The following is a 19,279-nucleotide window of genomic DNA, read 5'->3' on the forward strand; positions in this document are numbered from 1 at the left end:
GTTCGGGCGCACACACATGGAGGAATCGTTCGCATGACCTTGCCTACCACCACAGGCCGCCACACCAGCACACCAACCCGCAGTTATCACACGCGCATTGCTCTGGCACTGCTGGTCTGCGCAGCAGTTCTCATCCCCACCGGGCTCAGCGCCGTCGCATCAGAAGACAATACCGCTGCCAGCCAAACTGCAGCTCCCACGAACACCACGTCTGATGTCACGGCACCTTCCAGCGTAAACAGTGAACAAGCCTCGAACATCACCCCCCCCCCGCGAGACTGAACCGCTAAACCCCGTCCCGACACCAGGGCTCTCACCCAACTCGCCACTGCTCGACACAGCCAGCGACGACCAACCACAACCCACAGATGTAAGTGCGGTCCCCGAATCAAAACCCGACGAATCCGAAGTACTCAACAAACCCGGCAGCCCACAACCACAAACCGACAACAACCCACTACTTCGCGGCAGTGGCGCATGTAATGTCAACCTCACCGACGCATTCAGCATGCGGCTCGAATTCTACAAAGACGCAGGACTCACCCAATACCTCGGATCCCATCCACCCGTAAACGAGATCTACTCATACCTCGCATGCGACTACACGGCCGGGAACACCACGCAGTTTCGTTACTCCAATGGCAGCGCAGCCCAAGGCGATGTCAACCAAAACATCACCTATGAAACCGTGAGTAACGGCTCGGCTTATTTCGGTTTCAACTCGTGGATAGGAGATGCACCAGTAGGAACCAGATACCGGAAGGTGGTACTCGCTCTCAGAGGTGTCGACCGACACTCCACAAGTAGCAAATGCACTCCTAAGAATATCTCGATCAAGCCAGACAGCCATGCTCAATTAGCTGCATGCGCAAGTGTTGAGGCATTGTTGCCCATTCCTGAGGGGCAGCTCAACTCTTACATGTTGAACGGTAACTATTACAACGGCGGAAACACCCAACCCGCCTACTCCGGTGTGTACGTGCCAGACAAACCAGGCTACGACGTGACCGTCACCAATGGTTCTTGGAACCCCAACACACGCATCGCCACACCCAACAACCCCACCAACTGGGCAGGCACACCCGTCTACGGTAGCGACCTACAAAACGCCACTGACTCAGTCACCACCATCACCTACATCAAACCAGCAGCCAGCGCCACCGTCCACTGGAGCCTCGACACCATCGAACACACGGAACTCAACCAAACCTTCAACGGCCGGCAAGACGACCCACTCAACACCACCCTAAGCAGCCGTATTCCAAACGGATATTACGTCAGCTCCACCAGCCCCGGCATCACCTGCAACACCACCACCTGCACCATCAACACCACCTACCCCGCAGGCCACACCGACTACTGGATCACCTGCTACAAAACCACCCCCAAACACGAAACCTGGAATGCCACACTCACCGTCCACTACAAAGACGACCAAGGCAACACCCTGCACCCGGACCAAACCAAAACCATCACCATCACCCGCGACTACACCACCAGACCAGACACCGGAACCATCGTTGTGCCGGGAGACTGGGCGTATCCGGGCGGCGACCCGACCGTCATATTCCGCACCGTCACCGGCAACAGCAGAAACCTCAACTTCACCATCGACAACCCCACCATCCCCCACTACACCACCAACACCACAACCGCCACCTACACCAACACCGACCTCACCATCGGCTACAACCTCGTGGACGGCGGCAACGACACCAAGGAAATCACCGTCATCTACCACCGAGCCGTCAACACCCTGCCGTTCACCGGAGGCACCGCCACCGCAGCAACCATCGCACTCATCGGCCTTGTTGTCGCCGCCCTGCTCGTCACCATCACCATGGTATTGAAACGCAAACAACACCACATCACTACCAACTAAACACACGGTCTTGTGAGATGTTGTTCGATGCCGTCCAGTGCTGTGCAATGTGTGCAACGGTGGCCGGTGTGTGCGGCTTGCCTGTGATGGCCGGTAACTCACAAGCCGCACACATATCAGCCACCAACCGACAGCCGACTAACAGCCAACCAACCCATGACACCAACCAACCCACAAGTCCGACTACGCCTTCCCAACCACACATCCACTCCACAACCAGATACGATTCGATCACCAAATCACCAATCCGCAACCGAATCGTACCCACGTTCCCACACAATCCAAGCTAGCGAGTACAAAACGATCATCAAACCATGGATAAGCGAACGAAACGTAGCCACAAACCCACACAACCCAAGCTAACGAGTACAAAACGGTCAATAAACCAGAGATAAATGAACGAAACGTACCCATATCTCCATACACCACAAGAACACAGGTACATTTCGCTCACATAGTCGCGATGTGAAGTGACCGAACCGTACCAACCAGTCCACCAGACTTCCGTCACCAGCCACAACCTCTCTCACCCAAGGCGATGACGGAACGTGGGGTGGGTGCTGCAGCACTGCATCTGACGCATCCACCTCACACCACTCCCAATGCACATCATCAATCGAGGAAAAATTACGTTTGAATGCTGCCTATGTATGCTTCTTTTTCGAGGGCCAAACAGCGTGCTCCGCATCCCACCATACGATGTGAAACTGGTTATCCACTAGAAAGCCGTACAACCGTTTAGCACCTGAAATACGGAACCGAGCTATACTATCACCCTCACGCTCATATTGTTCTCCCAAGCGCTTCACAGCTGCAGAATTAGGACATAGCGAAAAGTCCTTATACACTTTGAATTCGCCCATCACTTGGGAATTAAGCTCGCCTACAGTACTCTTCTCGAACTCTTTGAGCTTATGCAGCAAATCAGCATGATCATCCGTACTTATACGAGCCAATGACCAGGGGCATTCATCATCAAGATCTACTGCATCAAAACGGAAAACAATATGCATATTATTTAGCTTATCGCGATTTTTTACAGAAGCCGATGGAATTTTAAGACGCCCACATGAATCAACAGCTACAGCCTCAGCAGAAGCCTGCTTTTTACGAACATACGAAGTTCGCGCAAAAGCCGTTTTAGGATGGCGCCGCTTCTTAGATCCATTGTGCCCCATAATAGACTCAGTCAGTCAGGCTGCCGTAATATTCAGCCATAGCTGCGCATGTTATCTCCGCGTTTGAGCGCTCACCGTCGGGAGTGTTCCCTCTTGCTTCCTTCCACGGAGCCTCCTTATGCGTGAGATTACTCAAATCCCATGCGCCCATGTCTCCATAGAACTTAAGGACTGCATCAACGGTGGCCTTTTCATCTTCAGTCAGCGCGGACGCATCTCCATGAATATCGGCAACATCGACACGAAACAGACCGCTGTGCATTTTATACAACTCAGGACTCACCGGCCCATTAGCCCACGCTTCAATTCGGCTGGGAAATAGCCTCTCCTCATCCCACACCAACGACCACGCTTGCGAGTAGTAGCATAATTTTTGCAGTTTCATGGCAGTCATGGAGCCATGCTGCTCCAATATATACCTAGCCACATCTTGAATCTTAGCCATCACTACACCTCCTACTAGGACTGCAATACTGCATTATCTTGTTTTGACGACAACTCATGGAATGTGTGTCTAGACGACTACATATAGGATAGTGTGTTTTGACGACAAAACCAAGTACCGCTTGTCAGTAGCATAAAAATACGGTGCGAAAGTATATGAGACTTCTGTTCTGCACGGGCAAACCAAAAATAGGAGACAACTTCCCTATCCTAAGGAAGCCAGAAACCACCTATGCGCGGAAGTGATGCCCCTACTTCGCGTTTGTCTCAAACAACCCTGCGACATTGTTCCAGATGCCACGGGCCACCGAGGGGCGGTTCATGGTGTAAAGGTGCACGCCATCCACGCCATGGGCCACGAGGTCGGCGATTTGCTCGGATGCATAGACGATGCCGGCTTGGCGCAGAGCTTTGGGATTATCCCCCCATCGATCGAGCATGCGCTGCAGCGCGGGCGCGACGGAAGTGTCGTTGCGCTGGTTCATAGTGGCCACGTTGCGCTGGTTGATGACGGGCATGATGCCGGCTTCGATCGGTACATCGATACCGGCGTCGTGCGCCGAGTCCATGAACCGGTAGAAGTCGTCGTTGGAGTAGAACAGCTGGGACAGCAGATGGCTGGCTCCTGCATCCACCTTTTTCTTGAGGTTCACAATATCGTCTTCCACACTCGCACATTCCGTGTGACCTTCCGGATAGCAGGCGCCGAACACAGGCATGTCCGGGTCGTGACTGCGGATGTAGGCAACCAGGTCGCTGGCGTGTTCGAAGGCGCCATACGGTTCGTTGCCCTCCACCGGGTCACCGCGCAGCGCCAGGACCCCGGCAACTTTGGCTTCGTGGAAGTACTCGAGCGCCTGGTCAACGGTGGCTTCGTCGCTATAAAGCGCTGTAAGGTGAGCCACTACCGGGAAACCATACTCGCGGCTGATAGTTGCTGCGATACGAGCCGTGCGTGTGCGATCCTTGAGCGCGCCGTGCCCGTAGGTCACCGAAACAAAATCAGGGTTGACCTCTTTGAGACCATCCATTGTGTCGTAGATAGTGTTGACCGAGGTTTTGGTGTTCGGAGGAAAGACTTCCAGCGAGAAAATCGGCGAGTGCATGGTGTTTCCTTGTATCATCTCAATATTTTGACCATATACACACAACAGTATGTGCATTTATGTCATTATTTATTCAATAAACCGAGCCGCCTGAACATGTCTATGCACGCTTCAGACGGCCCGATGAATCCTGCTCATTTAGCGTCGCGACGCGTCGGCAAGCTCAGCACGTACCTGCTTGGTCGCCTCGACCATATGTTCCAGGCTCGGCCATGTCTCAGCTTCGCCGCGCGTTTTCAGCCCGCAATCAGGGTTGATCCACACGCGAGAGGCATCGGTCTTCTCCAGCACCGCGTGGATGCGATCGACTAACTCTTCCGTGCTAGGAATGCGCGGCGAGTGGATGTCATAAACACCTGGACCCACCTCGGTCTCAAAGTGCGCTTCCTCGATGGCATCAAGCACGACCAAGTCGCCGCGGGAGGCCTCGAAGGAGATCACATCCGCGTCCATGTCGTCGATGTCCTTGATGATGTCGTTGAACTCCGAGTAGCACATGTGCGTGTGAATCTGCGTGGTCGGCTTGACTCCGGAATGCACCAAGCGGAATGCCGGAACAGCCCAGTCAAGGTATTTCTTGTGCCAGTCGGTTCGGCGCAGCGGCAGCTTCTCGCGCAGCGCTGCCTCATCGATCTGAATGACCTTAATGCCAGCCTCTTCCAAATCGAGAACCTCGTCACGAATGGCGAGAGCCAACTGCTGGGTTTGCACTTCGTGACTCACATCCTCGCGCGGCCAAGACCAGTTGAGAATGGTGACCGGGCCGGTGAGCATGCCCTTGACCACACGGTCGGTACGGCTTTGCGCGTACTTGCTCCAGCGCACGGTGATGGGCTCGGCACGGCTCACGTCGCCCCACACGATCGGAGGCTTAACGCAGCGCGTACCGTAGGACTGTACCCAAGCGTTCTTGGTGAACAGGAAGCCGTTCAGCCGCTGGCCGAAGTACTCCACCATGTCGTTGCGTTCAAATTCGCCATGTACCAGCACGTCCAAGCCAACCTGCTCTTGGCGGGCGATCACATCGTCGATGCTGGAGGCGATGAACTGGTCGTACTCATCTTGGCTGATTGCCCCGCGTCGCAGCTTGGCGCGAGTGGAGCGCACCTCGCTCGTCTGCGGGAATGAGCCGATGGTGGTGGTCGGCAGCTCCGGCAGGTTCAGCGCTTCGTGCTGCACTGTGCGACGCTCGGCGCGAGCCGGCTGACGGGTGAAGTCATCCTGCGTGAGCTTGCCGAGACGCTCGGTGACGGCAGCATCGGCGGCCACGCGAGTACCGTCGAACAGTGCCTGGTTGTCGCTCATGGCAGCGAAGGCGTCTCGCTGCGCACCATCGGTGGTGCCGCTCCCCTGTTCGGCTGCGTCGAGCACAGCGATGTCTTTGAGTTCTCCCAGCTTCTCGACTGCGAACGCAAAGTGACGCAGCACTTCAGGTTCCAGTTTGTCCTCGCTGCTGGTGCTGAAGGGCACGTGCAGCAGTGAGGACGAGGTGGCGACGGCCACGTCGTCGGTGACGGTGCGTACCGCTTCGATCAGACCCAGACTTTCGGCGTAGTTGTTGCGCCAGATGTTACGCCCGTTCACCACGCCGGCGAAGATGGTGGTGCCGGCGGCAGAACCGTACTCTTTGAGCGCGGCGAGGTTTTCGTCTCGCCCTTCGTTCAGGTCCAGACCGATGCCGTCGAAGCCCATCTGATTGATGGTCTCATATACGTCGGCGATGTGGCCGAAGTAGGTGTTGAGCAGCACTTTGACCTTGCCCTGACGTGCCTGCAGGATGGTCTTGTAGAGCGAGGTGAAGAGTTTGAGGTCGCCGGGCTGCTTGTCGAGCACCAGGTACGGCTCGTCCAGCTGCACCCATTGCGCGCCAAGCTGTGAGAAGCGTTCGATCACGTCAGCATAAACCGCTGCCACTGCACCGATAAGCTGCTCGTCTACCGGCACCTCTTCGGCCTGCGGTGTGCGGGCTAGCTTGAGGAACGTGTAGGGGCCGATGAGCACCGGCTTGGTGAGGATGCCGAGTTCTTTGGCTTGTGTGAACTCGTCGAATGGTTTGCTGGACGACAGCTTGATATCCGTGTCGTCGCTGATTTCGGGGACAATGTAATGGTAGTTGGTGGTGAACCACTTCTTCATAGGCAGTGCGGTCACGTCGCCGTGGCTGCCCTGGTACCCGCGACCGATGGCAAATAGCGTGTCTTCTGCGTCTTCGAAGCCGAGGTCTTGGTAACGCTTGGGTACTGCGTTCAGCAGTATGGCAGTGTCCAGCATCTGGTCGTAGTAACTGAAGTCGTTGCTGGCAATGAGGTCGATTCCGGCGTCTTGCTGAATCTTCCAATGTTCGGCACGCAGCGTCGCGCCAGTCTCGCGCACACTGTCCAGTGTGGCGTTGCCTTTCCAGTACGCCTCGATGGCTTTCTTGAGTTCGCGGTCGCGACCGACGCGCGGGAACCCGGAAACGGATGTGGCGATGGGCATGAGTCCTCCAGACTATCGCGCGGCTATGCGTCAGACGTTCGACTGGCAGAGCCGCTCAGGTATGGTCTGAGACTACCAAATTTTTACTGAAATGCGGCATTACTGCCGTTAAGGTGTCGCTATAACCTGAAGTTATAAGGGTGCATCATTACGATTGCAGCTCACCCACCTGCATGTCCAGATCGTGCAGCACGTGACGCAGCTTGCGGTCGGAGATATCTCGCAGCTCAAGCTCCTCAAGTCGCTCGGCACGCTCCTGCTCGCTCATGGAATCGACGTCGGTCTGCGTGTCCTTCGCTGCTCGCTCACGCCTGCGCAGTGCAGTGAAGCCGTCGGCCATCGCGCGCGAAATCACCAGGAAACCGGTGTGCCCGATCATCTGATGGTCAGGACGCACGGCCAGCCCTTGGGCCTTCCAATGCCGCTCGAACGTCTCCTGTATTTCGGGTTCCGTCCATACTCCGGATTCACGCAGGGCCTCACACAGTCGGCTGAGCTGAGTGGTAGTAGTGATATATGCAACGAGCACGCCTCCGGGAGCCATGACCCGCCACGCTTGTTCAAGACGATTCCACGGGTCGAGCATATCGAGCACGATCCGGTCGAATGTGTGCGCGGCAAGCGTTGCCGCCACACTGTCGAAATCTCCGGTTTTCACATCCCACCATTGCGGCTCTGCGCCAAAATACAACGTGGCGTTGGCCTGTGCCACGCGCGCGAACTCGGGTCTCATCTCGATGGTGGTAAGACTCCCCGACTCGCCCACTGCATCAAGCAGATTGATGCTCATGGCACCCGATCCGGCCCCCGACTCCAGTACGGACATGCCTGAACGAATATCACCAAGCTGAATGACCTGTGCAATATCCTTGGGGTACATGATCTGCGCGCCACGAGGCATGGAGAGCACATAGTCCGCCAGGCGCGGACGCATCACGCTGAAATCCCAGCCTCCGATAGCTCGCGCAGCCTTCCACGGCTTAGCTTGGTCGCGCTCGGAAAGCTGCTCGCGCTTGGCACGCACCGTGGTGACGACGATGCCTTCAGTTCGGCCAATAACGTCATCGTGCAGGATAATGCCGTGCGAAGTCTGGGTGGTGCCACCTGCCACGAGCTGCGAGGTAATCTTGTTGCCTTTGCGGTCGGTGAACTGCACCTTCTCGCCCGCCTGTAACGCTCCGTTCCTTGCCACGTATACCTCCACTGATAACGCTCACTCATTCATCCGTCTGCTATGACATGATGCCGCATGGCGTTGATATATGGCATGACCGGGGCGCAACTGACTCACTGCGCAAAGGCGTTCCAACGTCCATCATAATGCGTGACCTGCAGCGGAAGGGAGAATATCTCGCTCAGCCGCTCTGCAGTAAAGCCGTGTTCCAGGTCTCCCGTGTAGACGATGGTGCCGGGACGCGGATCGTTCTCGTCTTTCGACATGGTGTGCCGTTGTGCTTCAACGCCACCCATGCGCCCCATGATGGCGACATGGTCGAAGCCTTCGGGAATCTCGTCGAGCCGGTGGGTCACCAGTACCGACGCACAGTTGGACGCCTCATCCAAACCGATATCTCCCAAGGCGCGCAGCACCACCTCACGGCCGCCCAAGTCGAGTCCTGTAATGGGCTCGTCCAAAATGAGCAGATCTGGTTGAGCCATAAGAGCACGGCAGATAAGCACTCGTGTCAGTTCGCCTTGCGAGAGTTTGGACATACGTTTACCAGCCAGATAGCCGATGCCGAATCGTTCCATCAACGCTCGGGCATGAGCATAATCCTCTTCACTGTACCGGTCTCTCCACCGGCCCACTACGGCGTTCAACGCCGTCACCACCGCATCCAGCGGGTCCTCGTCCGCCGGGAACGTGCGCGACAGCTCCAGAGAACTCAAACCGATACGATTGCGGTAAGAGAACACGTCGACTTTGCCCAAACGGTTTCCGAGAATCTCTACGGTGCCGCATGACGGAAAGCCGCGTGTGGCCATCATCTTGACCAGCGTGGATTTTCCGATGCCGTTGGGGCCGAACAGCACCCATTTTTCTCCGGCGCGGACAGTCAGGTTAACATCCGAGAGAATCACACGACCATTACGCCGGAATTCGACATCTTCCATGCGAAGCGCATATTCTTCCGCCATCAGCACCATCTCACACCGCAGTGCCGTTGGAATCCAAGTTCGGATTGTCTTTGGGATTACCCGCGGTAAAGAACAGACTCAGCACACCCACCACGAATACTGCGGAAACAGTCATGATGAGCCACATCGGATGGCTGGACAGCCACATGACCACGATGAACGCGATGGCGGAAACCACAATAAGCACCCATGTCAGGATGTGGAACCACTGACGCACGGAATGCGGCGCACGCACCGGGGCCGGCTTGCGTGAAGCGCTGGCCACGTCGCTCAGATCGACCACATTCCCGCCGGACGGTTTCCACTCGGCTTCCCCGCCTTCGGCCAGTCGGCGTGAACGCTCCTGCAGAGCATACTCGTTGACCAATCCTGCGCGAGAGGAACGGCCCTCATTCTGCTGTACCCCTTGGGAGCCGCGCTTGGCTCGGGCCCTTCTTTCGGCGCGATTCGGCATGTGCAATCCTTCCTGTGTCACTGTTTGCTGCTGACCATTCTAACCCGACCTGCGCCAAGATGAGACGCACCTCACGTACCGGCAGCAGATGGCAAGCGAGTTCGCCGAACCGGTCGCACCTGTTCACACCTGAGGCAGCATCATCGGCCGCTGGCTGGCATGAATGGGGGTCGGCAGTTCGCTGCTGCGGCCGGACATCAACGATCCGTCAACGGCCGCCGCACAGCTGCGTCCCTCAGCGATGGCCCACACCACCAAGCTCTGCCCGCGCCCGGCATCGCCGCATACGAACACACCCGGCTGGCTGGTGGCGAAGCTCTCGTCACGCGCGACATTGCCACGCGCGTCCAGATCGACTGGCATCTGGTCAATCAGGGTCGACGTGTCGGGGTGCAGGAAGCCTGTGGAGATAAGCACCAGGTCCGCTTCGATGACACGTTCGCTACCTTCTACGGGTACAAAGGAATGCCCGGCGGAAGGCTTGACCGTAACGACCTTTACACCGTTCACGGCACCGCTCTCACCGGCCTCGAAGCCCACAGCCAGGCTGGTTTCGTCAAGCTCGACCCGCTCTGCAGCTTCCGTCTCACTCCCGGTGAAGCCAACGGTGTCGGTGTTGTACTCATAGACACCTCCCTCCTCCATGGACGAGGTCTTCCCATACAACCTGGCATACGTGGGCCACGGCTGTGATGACGGTCTGCTGGACGGCTCCTTGGGGTTGATCTGCAGCACGGTAACGCTGGAAGCTCCTTGGCGCAAAGCAGTGCCCAAGCAGTCGGAACCGGTGTCGCCGCCGCCGATGATGACAACGCGTTTGCCCTTGGCGTTGATGTCGTGTACCGGTTCCTGACCATACAGGCGACGTGTGGCATCAGGCAGGAATTCCATGGCAAAGTGAATGCCGTCCAAACGGCGTCCTGTCACCGCTACGTCCCTGGGAACCGTAGAGCCTATGGCGACCACCACCGCATCGTAGCGAGAACGCAAATCGTCCCAGCTTACATCGCGGCCGATTTCCATGCCGGTGCGGAACACCGTGCCTTCGGCTTCCATCTGCTCTACACGGCGGTCGATAAGACCCTTTTCGAGTTTGAAGTTAGGGATGCCGTAGCGCAACAGGCCACCGACCTGTTCATCGCGTTCATAGACCACCACGGTATGGCCGGCACGGGTGAGCTGCTGAGCACATGCCAAGCCGGCGGGACCGGAACCGACCACCGCCACGGTCATATCGGTCAACCGCTCAGGCGGCATGGGCTTGACATACCCCAGATCCCACGCCTGGGTGATGATGGTCTCCTCGTCGTTCTTGATCATGGTGGCCGGTTCGTGAATGCCCAGTACGCATGCCTGCTCGCAAGGCGCGGGGCACACCAGACCGGTGAATTCCGGGAAGTTGTTGGTCATGGAGAGCCTGTCATAGGCTTCCTGCCATTTACCTTGGCTCACCAAGTCGTTGAACTCTGGGATGAGGTTCCCCAGAGGGCAGCCGGTCATGCAGAAGGGGGTGCCACAGTCCATGCAGCGAGCCGCCTGCTCGGCGGTCCACGGTTCGAAACCGTTATGCTCATGCACGTCGTTCCAATCGCGCAGGCGTTCGCTCACCGGCCGGTCGCGCAGCGTCTGACGAGTGCGGACTTTCAGAAATCCTTTCGGGTCGCTCATGCGATCGCTCCTTCCATCATGACTTGCTGGTAAATGCTGTCCCATACGCCCGGTTGAGCAAAGTCAACGTGGTTCGCCTCAGCGGTTGCCATGGCGTCTTGCATGGCCAGGAAACGGCCGGGAACGATATGCGTGAACCGATCCTGCGCATTCTGCCAGTCGGCCAGCAGCTCTGTGGCGAATGCGGAACCTGTGGCTTCGGCATGCCGTTTGACCAGATCATACACACGTTCGCTGTCTTCTTGGTTCAACGGTTCCAGAAGCAGCGAACCGGAGGCTACGGCCTCGGGATTGACCCTGTGCACGTCCAAGTCGAGCACGTAGGCGTGCCCGCCGGAGAAGCCGGCACCAAAATTGCGACCGGTGGGACCGAGCACCACAACCGTGCCGCCGGTCATATACTCGCAGCCGTGATCGCCGACGCCTTCCACCACGAATGTGGCTCCTGAATTGCGCACAGCGAAACGTTCCCCGGCCACACCGGATACGAACATGAACCCTGACGTGGAGCCGAAACCAGTCACGTTGCCGGCAATGACGTTGCTGTGCGCATCAAGACCCGCTTCCAGATGGGGACGCACCACGATGGTGCCGCCTGAAAGCCCCTTGCCGGCGTAGTCGTTCACTTCTCCGTACACGCGCAGCGTCTCGCCGCTGGGGATGAACGCACCGAGCGACTGGCCGGCCGAACCGGTGAGGGTGATGTCGATGGTGTCTTCCGGCAGTCCCTCGGCACCATATCTCTTGGTGATTTCGTAGCCGACCATGGTGCCGACGGTACGGTTCACGTTGCGCACACGCACGTCAATGCGCACCGGTTCGCGTTGTTCCAGCGCCGGTTGCGCCAGTTCGATGAGCCTGCGGTCGAGCACATGTTCAAGCTCGTGGTTCTGCTCGGTGGTGTAGTGCAGCACGGTGCCCGGCGTTGGCCCGGGCTGGGCGAGCACGGCGCTTAAGTCGATGCCGTCGGACTTCCACCGGCGAATAGCTTCATCTTGGTCGAGGCATTCCACGTGCCCAACGGCTTCCTCCAAAGTGCGGAATCCAAGGCTGGCCAGAATCTCACGCACTTCTTGGGCGATATACATGAAGAAGTTGACCACATGCTCAGGTTTGCCGGTGTACCGGCTGCGCAGCTCCGGGTCTTGGGTGGCGATGCCTTGCGGGCAGGTGTTGAGATGGCAAGCGCGCATCATGACGCACCCCTCTACCATGAGCGCGGTGGTGGCGAATCCGAACTCTTCCGCTCCCAGGAGAGCCGCAACCACCACGTCACGGCCGGTCTTGAGTTCGCCGTCGCATTGGAGCACCACTCTGGAGCGCAGACCGTTGAGCACAAGCGTCTGCTGCGCCTCGGCCAAACCGATCTCCCACGGGGTTCCCGCATGTTTGATGGCATTGAGCGGAGCCGCACCGGTACCGCCATCGGAGCCGGAGATGAGCACCACATCGGCACGGCATTTGGCCACGCCCGCAGCCACGGTGCCCACGCCGAACTCGGAGACGAGCTTAACGTGGATGCGAGCCTGCGGATTGGCCATTTTGGCATCGTTGATAAGCTGTTTCAAATCCTCGATCGAGTAGATGTCGTGATGAGGAGGAGGCGATATGAGTTCCACTCCGGGAGTGGCATGACGCACTTTGGCAATCCACGGCGGCACCTTGGCTCCGGGCAGATGGCCGCCCTCGCCCGGTTTGGCACCTTGCGCAAGTTTGATCTGCAAATCCGTGGCGTTCACCAGATAGTTGCTGGTCACGCCGAAACGTGCCGAAGCTATCTGCTTGATGCGGCTGGAACGTTTCGGGTCGGCGAGACGGTCATCGTCTTCGCCGCCCTCCCCGCTGTTGGAGCGCGCGCCGATCTGGTTCATGGCCACCGCCAGCGTTTCATGGGCTTCGCGCGAGATGGAACCGTAGCTCATGGCGCCGGTGGAGAATCGTTTGACAATCTGTTCTGCCGGTTCGACTTCGTCTATGGGTACCGGCTGCCGGCTTGGCACCAGTTTCATCAGACCGCGCAACGTCATGATCCGATTGGAGGTGTCGTCAACGTGTTCGCTGTAGCGTTTGAACAAGTCGTAGTCGCCACGCTCGGTGGCCTGCTGAAGCAGGAAGACCGCTTCTGGATCGTTGAGATGATCCTCGCCGGTGCGACGCCACTTGTATTGCCCGCCGGTGCGAAGTTTACGGTGGGGCGTGGCCGTCCATTGATTGGGATATGCCACCTTGTGACGCACAGCCACTTCCTGGGATATCTCCTCGAGCCCGATGCCGCCGACCTGCGAGGTGGTGCCGGAGAAGTAACGGTCGATGACCTCGCGGCTCAACCCCACGGCTTCGAACAGCTGTGATCCACGGTAGCTCATAATGGTGGAGACCCCCATCTTGCTCATAATCTTCAGCACTCCCGTGGAAAGCACATGCTTGAGATTGTCCACTGCAGTGACCGCGTCAACATCGAGCATGCCGGAACGCGCAAGGTCCTCGACCGATTCGAACGCCAGATACGGGTTCACGCAGGCGGCCCCGTAGGCGATGAGCAAGGCCACATGGTGAATCTCTCGCACGTCCCCTGCCTCCACGGCGATAGATACCTCGGGCCGTGTGTGCTGGTCGAGCAGATGATGCTGCACCGCGCTGGTCAGCAGCAGGGAGGGAATCGGCGCCCAGGTATGGTTGGATTCGCGATCGGAAAGCACAATGAAATTGCGCCCTTGTGCTATGGCTTCGTCAATCTGGGCAAAGATGGCGTCAAGTCGTTCTTCCAACGCTTTGCCGCCGCCAGCCACTTGGTAGAGGCCTTGCACCACAAAGGGACGGTAATGCCCGCCCAGTATCTCGGCCTTGTCGAGGCGCTTGAGCTGAGCCATCTCGTCGGAATCCACCACCGGCTGCTCGATGACTATTTTGCGTGCCCCCGGCTCACTGTCCTCGAGGATATTGGTCTCCGGACCGATGGCCGATTCAAGGGAAGTGACAACGGACTCACGCTCCCAGTCAAGCGGTGGATTGGTGACTTGGGCAAATTTCTGGGTGAAATAGTCGAACAGCTGACGGCTGTGATTGGACAGTACGGCCTGCGGGGCATCGTTGCCCATCGCACCCAACGGTTCCTTGCCGGTGTTGGCCATGGGGGTTAGCAGCATCTTGAGCTCTTCCTGCGTGTAGCCGAAGGCACGCTGACGCCGTACGACCGAAACCCTGGAATGCTGCACATGCTCACGTACCGGCAGCTCGTCGAGCTTAATGCTGTTGCCTTCTATCCATTGGCGGTATGGATGCTGCGAGGCCAGTTCATTCTTGATTTCCTCGTCGTCGATGATGCGCCCCTGCTCAGTGTCGATGAGGAACATGCGACCGGGTTCCAACCGCCCTTTGGCCACCACATCGGACGGGTTGATTTCGGGCAGCACACCGGCCTCGGAGGCCAATACCACATATCCGTCGTCGCTCAGCTGCCACCGTCCGGGACGGAACCCGTTGCGGTCCAGCTGCGCTCCCACCTGCGTGCCGTCGGTAAACACTATGTTCGCCGGACCGTCCCACGGTTCGATGAGCGAATTGTTGTACTCGTAGAACGCGCGCACGTCCGGGTCGAGAGCGATGTCGTTCTCCCAGGCCGGCGGCAGCATCATAAGCACAGCATGTGGCAGACTGCGCCCCGCCAGGTGCAGCAGCTCGAGGCATTCGTCAAAGGTGCCGGAATCTGAATAGCCAGGGGTGTCGATGGGCAGCAACGGCGCCATCTCGCCCAGCAGTTCGGAGTTCAGTTTGCCCTCTCGCGCCTTAAGCCAGTTGCGATTGCCTTGAATGGTGTTGATTTCGCCGTTGTGAGCGATGAGTCGGAACGGCTGCGCCAACGGCCAGCTTGGGAACGTGTTCGTCGAAAACCGCGAATGAACGATGGCGATGTGCGCTTTGAACCGTTCGTCCTGCAGGTCCGGGAAGAAGCTGGTGAGCTGCATGGTAGTGAGCATGCCCTTATAGGTGATGGTCCGCGAGGAAAGCGACGAGAAATAGACACCCACCTCGTGCTCGACCCGCTTGCGCACCCGGAACGTCAACCGGTCCAATTCCAAGCCTTGGCGAACACCTGCAGCATCTTTGGCAACGAACATCTCGAATGCGGGCATGGACGCCAGCGCCTGCAAACCCAAACCGTCCGGGTTGACAGGCACGGTGCGCCAAGCAACCGTCTGCAGCCCTTCCTCGGCAGCTATACTGGCAATCTGCCGCTTCTGTTCTCCGGAGCGAGCCAAATCGCGCTCAAGAAATGCAATGCCGGCCGCATATTCCCCGGCTTGAGGAAGATCGGCACCGATGATGGAGCGCATGAATTCGTCGGGCATCGACACCAAAATTCCCGCACCGTCACCAGTGTTCTCTTCAGCGCCCACCGCACCACGATGATTGAGATTGACCAGCACCTCCACGGCATTGTCGACGACTTTGCGCTCGTCTTTGCCATGCAACGTGGCCACCATGCCCACACCACACGCGTCATGTTCACTCGCAGGGTTGTACAGTCCGTTCGCCTGATGAACGGTCAGATCCAGCGCGGTATTGCCCATATGCTCGCCCCTTGCTTGCAGCTTCGCCGTAGCACCTCACTACGCTACGGCCTATGTTGTTTTGTAAGACTAGCGCAGGGAGCTGGAATGTATCTGTTCGTGTCCACAATATGCGACGATTGTTTTCCTTTGTCACGCGTCATGTGCCAGAAGCCAGGTGCACATGCGCCAGATGCTAGGGTACTAGGTGTCTATATGCCAAGTGCCACAACAAACATGCCTGATGGCGTGAGTGCTGACGGAACACACCCACACCGCAGCGCCTATAAGATATCGGCCGAGATTATAGTCCGTAGCAGTTCAGCACGGACGAAATCACCGTATCGTTGAGCAACCGGCCGCGCCGTGTCGCCGTGATGCGCCCTTCGGAGACGGAGACCAGACCAGCTGCCGTCAGCGGCCGCAAAGCCCCAGGGTCGAGTCTTTTACCCGAAGCCTCGTCGATGCGACGGATATCAAGCCCCTCACGCAAGCGAAGCCCCAGCATCACCGTCTCCTCCAGGTTTTCGTCATGACTGATGGCCTCGCTGCCTTGCCATGGCACATGGGAGGCGACGATGGCGTCCGCCCACGCGTGAGGGTGGGCGATGTCCCACGAACGTATGCCGAATTGAGAGGGATCCGGACGGCTGTGGTTCCCGCGGCGCGGTTCGTCGCAGTGTGATTGAGCACGGTGCTGCGCTGGATACTCGGAAGCGTTCATGAAATCTTCAGCATCCCTTGAATCTGCGGGAACGCCCACAGTCACGCTACCGGCCGCAGAGTCACCGGCAACCGCCTCATCATTGTGCAATGGCGCGATTTCGGCAGTCTTCATAAAGCCTTCATCATTCTTGGCACCTGCCGCACCCAAGGCCGACGGGGACTCACGCCATGCTCCCGCGTCCGAGGTGCGGTAGTGGGAATGGGCGCCAGGGCCGATGCCAGCCCAGTCCACATTACGCCAGTAGCCCAGATTGTGCCTACTCTCGTGCCCCGGACGCGCCCAATTGGAAATCTCATACCACTGCAGACCGGCCTTGGAGAACAGATCGTCTGCAAGCTCATATTTGGCAGCCTCATCATCATCGTCAGGTTTGGCGATGTCTCCACGCGCTATCTGCCTGCCCATTTTGGTGGTCGGTTCAACAGTGAGCGCATATGCGGAAACATGGTCCACGTCGAGCGCGAGCGCCGCTTGCACGGAGGTGCGCCAGTCATCCATGCTCTCCCCCGGCGCGCCGTAGATGAGGTCCACGCTGGCTTCAAGGCCTACAGCCTTGGCGGCGGCTACGTTGGCAGTGACGTTGTGCGGGGTGTGGGTACGGTCGAGGGTGTTCAGGACGTGGGGCACGGCTGACTGCATGCCGAAGGAGACGCGGGTGAAGCCGGATGCTTTGAGTTCGGCGAGATAGGATTGGTCGACGGTGTCGGGGTTGGCTTCCGTGGTGACTTCCGCTCCCGTTTCGATACCCCATATCTCTTGTATTGCCTCGAGCATGCGCCCCAAATCGTGTGCCGGCAGCACGGTCGGGGTTCCGCCGCCGAAGAACACGCTCGATACGGCCGGTTCGTTGATACCGCGCTCGGTTTGCCACGCTTTGACCAGTTTCATCTCGGCGATGGCCATATTCGCATAGTTGGCGCGTGACGCTCCTCCGCCCAGATCCGTGGCGGTGTACGTGTTGAAGTCGCAGTATCCGCACCTTTTCAAACAGAACGGCACGTGTACATACACTTCAAACATTGCTTCTCCTCATTACTGCCACCTTGTACGCATCATGTACTGACGTCGCGACAGCTCGCTGCTGATAGAGCATCAGTAGCGAGCTGTCGCGGGAGCGTTGAAGGGTCCGCAAGTAAAGAGTTCGATAGATTTACTTCTCGCACATAACCAATATTCCTCTCTTTACGGGAACGGAAGCGGGGCTGTGTTCAATTCATCAAATGTGAGATCATGATCAATTAGCCCAGCCTTGCGAGCCGCTTGATAAAACCTTGGGTGCCCCAGGCAAGCACGATTAGGCAAGAAGGCAAAAGTCAAGTCTGGAATAAAGGACTTCATAAGCGATATATGTGAAAAACCTTCAGGCGTAAAATCAACAATGAGCGGATCAATACCTTTGCTATCTAGCATCGACAAACATGCATCCAGTTCTTTAGAAGGGTCGTCATCGCTTTTCGGACGCTCTACCGATTGTACCGTCTCCAGTACTGAGTTTTGTCCTAGCTGCCCAAGGTACCAGTCAAGTGAATGTCGGTTTTCTTTTAGGCCATAGTATGGAACAATTTCGTAGAACAATGACATATTTTGAAGATCAAAATCTGCATCAAATCCAAAAAGTTGTGACATCATACTGGAGGAATACCAATTAGGACAATAGAACATAAGTTTGAGATTCAGCTCGCTTTGACTGTATTCCCTGTACGCGCTTTCTACTGATTCCGCCAACGACAGTCCTGAACCACCACCCGCACAGAAAGCATACTTATCTAAGCTACCATCATTTGAAATAACCGTAACTACCGGTACTTCTGGAATATCTACATTGTGAAGATATGCATCCGTGTGAGTATCGCGTTCCAGTCCACTGGCAATTACATCTTTACCATACCTGCTTAATCCTTCTATATCGTCTAAATCAATCCTTTCTAACGGTATCTGGTCATACCACCGCAAATTTATTTGGTCACGCTCAATACATTCAGTGATCCCATGCAGTAAAGCTTGCGTGCGGTCATCATGCAAAGAAAGACCGCCGCTAGTTGCATAACCAATCTTGTACTCTTCCGGAGTAGTCATCGGATAATAGATAAATACCAGCTGCGCAGGAACCCACACCGTCTGACCTGAAATGGCTCTTTTCATCGGATACCAGTTGAGTGTCGTATCGTCAGTAAAATCTGAGAACAGGAAATCTGGATCTTCAAGTTGCTCTTTTGCAAAGATGTGTATCTCATCAGGACCGCACACTTGGTACTGCTTGCTGCGTAACTCACGCGCGCTCGCAAAAACAAACTTGTCTCTTTCCGAAAACAGAGCAAAGGCTCCCAATATCCTCTCAAACATCTCACCGAGAGTAGATATATATAGTTTATAGAATGAGGAGCCTTTACCACCGCCGAACAAACTTTGTGACAGATTTGGGGATTGTCCAAAATCATTGAACATTGCTTGTATGATGTAGTCAATATCCGAATAGACACCTTTACCCATGAAAGAAGGTAACTCTGAGCTTGTACGGAAGTAGGTAGTGACCTTCTTAAACAAATCATATGGTCCATAATATCTTTCTAGTTCCTGATATGCGCTATATGTCGAATAACTAAGACGATATCCATAGCGGATGCTGTGTGAATTGGTTACAGTGATGTCCATT

13 protein-coding genes are annotated in these 19,279 nt (G+C 56.9%); 2 read left to right on the plus strand and 11 right to left on the minus strand.

Annotated features, from left to right (window positions below; genetic code table 11):
• The first annotated feature begins 33 nt into the window (after positions 1-33).
• Positions 34-282 (plus strand): hypothetical protein, encoded by a 249-nt coding sequence (locus ACSYSO_RS04630; RefSeq protein WP_491701588.1) that lies wholly within the window; start codon positions 34-36, stop codon positions 280-282.
• Positions 242-1,882 (plus strand): mucin-binding protein, encoded by a 1,641-nt coding sequence (locus ACSYSO_RS04635; protein ID WP_491701589.1) that lies wholly within the window; start codon positions 242-244, stop codon positions 1,880-1,882. Before ACSYSO_RS04630 ends, ACSYSO_RS04635 begins: the two co-directional genes overlap by 41 nt.
• A gap of 644 nt (positions 1,883-2,526) precedes the next feature.
• Here ACSYSO_RS04635 and ACSYSO_RS04640 read toward each other — a convergent pair.
• The 11 genes from ACSYSO_RS04640 to ACSYSO_RS04690 all read right to left on the minus strand — a co-directional run bounded on the left by ACSYSO_RS04640 (position 2,527) and on the right by ACSYSO_RS04690 (position 19,278).
• Entirely contained in the window at positions 2,527-3,060 is a 534-nt protein-coding gene (locus ACSYSO_RS04640; RefSeq protein WP_489798209.1) for a hypothetical protein, read from the minus strand.
• A gap of 7 nt (positions 3,061-3,067) precedes the next feature.
• Positions 3,068-3,505, minus strand: coding sequence for a Panacea domain-containing protein (locus ACSYSO_RS04645; RefSeq protein ID WP_489798207.1), 438 nt, complete (start codon positions 3,503-3,505; stop codon positions 3,068-3,070).
• A 250-nt stretch (positions 3,506-3,755) separates the two neighbouring features.
• The gene (locus tag ACSYSO_RS04650) at positions 3,756-4,610 is read right to left on the minus strand and encodes a methylenetetrahydrofolate reductase (RefSeq protein WP_491701590.1); all 855 of its coding nucleotides are present in this window, start codon (positions 4,608-4,610) and stop codon (positions 3,756-3,758) included.
• Positions 4,611-4,748: 138 nt separating this feature from the next.
• On the minus strand, positions 4,749-7,088 hold the full coding sequence (gene metE, locus ACSYSO_RS04655) for a 5-methyltetrahydropteroyltriglutamate--homocysteine S-methyltransferase (protein ID WP_489798204.1): 2,340 nt from the start codon (positions 7,086-7,088) through the stop codon (positions 4,749-4,751).
• Between the two features lie 148 nt (positions 7,089-7,236).
• Positions 7,237-8,280 carry a tRNA (adenine-N1)-methyltransferase gene (locus tag ACSYSO_RS04660; protein WP_489798202.1) on the minus strand — a complete coding sequence of 348 codons (1,044 nt, stop codon included), beginning with the start codon at positions 8,278-8,280 and terminating at the stop codon, positions 7,237-7,239.
• Positions 8,281-8,375: 95 nt separating this feature from the next.
• Complete coding sequence (locus tag ACSYSO_RS04665; RefSeq protein WP_489798200.1) at positions 8,376-9,236, minus strand: ABC transporter ATP-binding protein; 861 nt, start codon at positions 9,234-9,236, stop codon at positions 8,376-8,378.
• Position 9,237: 1 nt separating this feature from the next.
• Positions 9,238-9,681: a tripartite tricarboxylate transporter TctB family protein gene (locus ACSYSO_RS04670; RefSeq protein ID WP_491701591.1), complete on the minus strand. Its 444-nt coding sequence runs from the start codon at positions 9,679-9,681 to the stop codon at positions 9,238-9,240.
• Positions 9,682-9,804: 123 nt separating this feature from the next.
• Complete coding sequence (locus tag ACSYSO_RS04675) at positions 9,805-11,349, minus strand: glutamate synthase subunit beta (RefSeq protein ID WP_491701592.1); 1,545 nt, start codon at positions 11,347-11,349, stop codon at positions 9,805-9,807.
• Positions 11,346-15,920 carry a glutamate synthase large subunit gene (gene gltB, locus ACSYSO_RS04680; protein ID WP_491701593.1) on the minus strand — a complete coding sequence of 1,525 codons (4,575 nt, stop codon included), beginning with the start codon at positions 15,918-15,920 and terminating at the stop codon, positions 11,346-11,348. The genes ACSYSO_RS04675 and gltB overlap by 4 nt, the downstream gene beginning before the upstream one ends.
• A gap of 283 nt (positions 15,921-16,203) precedes the next feature.
• Positions 16,204-17,646 carry a radical SAM family heme chaperone HemW gene (hemW, locus tag ACSYSO_RS04685; RefSeq protein ID WP_491701594.1) on the minus strand — a complete coding sequence of 481 codons (1,443 nt, stop codon included), beginning with the start codon at positions 17,644-17,646 and terminating at the stop codon, positions 16,204-16,206.
• A 162-nt stretch (positions 17,647-17,808) separates the two neighbouring features.
• Positions 17,809-19,278: a YcaO-like family protein gene (locus ACSYSO_RS04690; RefSeq protein ID WP_491701595.1), complete on the minus strand. Its 1,470-nt coding sequence runs from the start codon at positions 19,276-19,278 to the stop codon at positions 17,809-17,811.
• Position 19,279 lies beyond the last annotated feature (1 nt).

The organism is Bifidobacterium sp. ESL1130 (genome assembly GCF_058507935.1).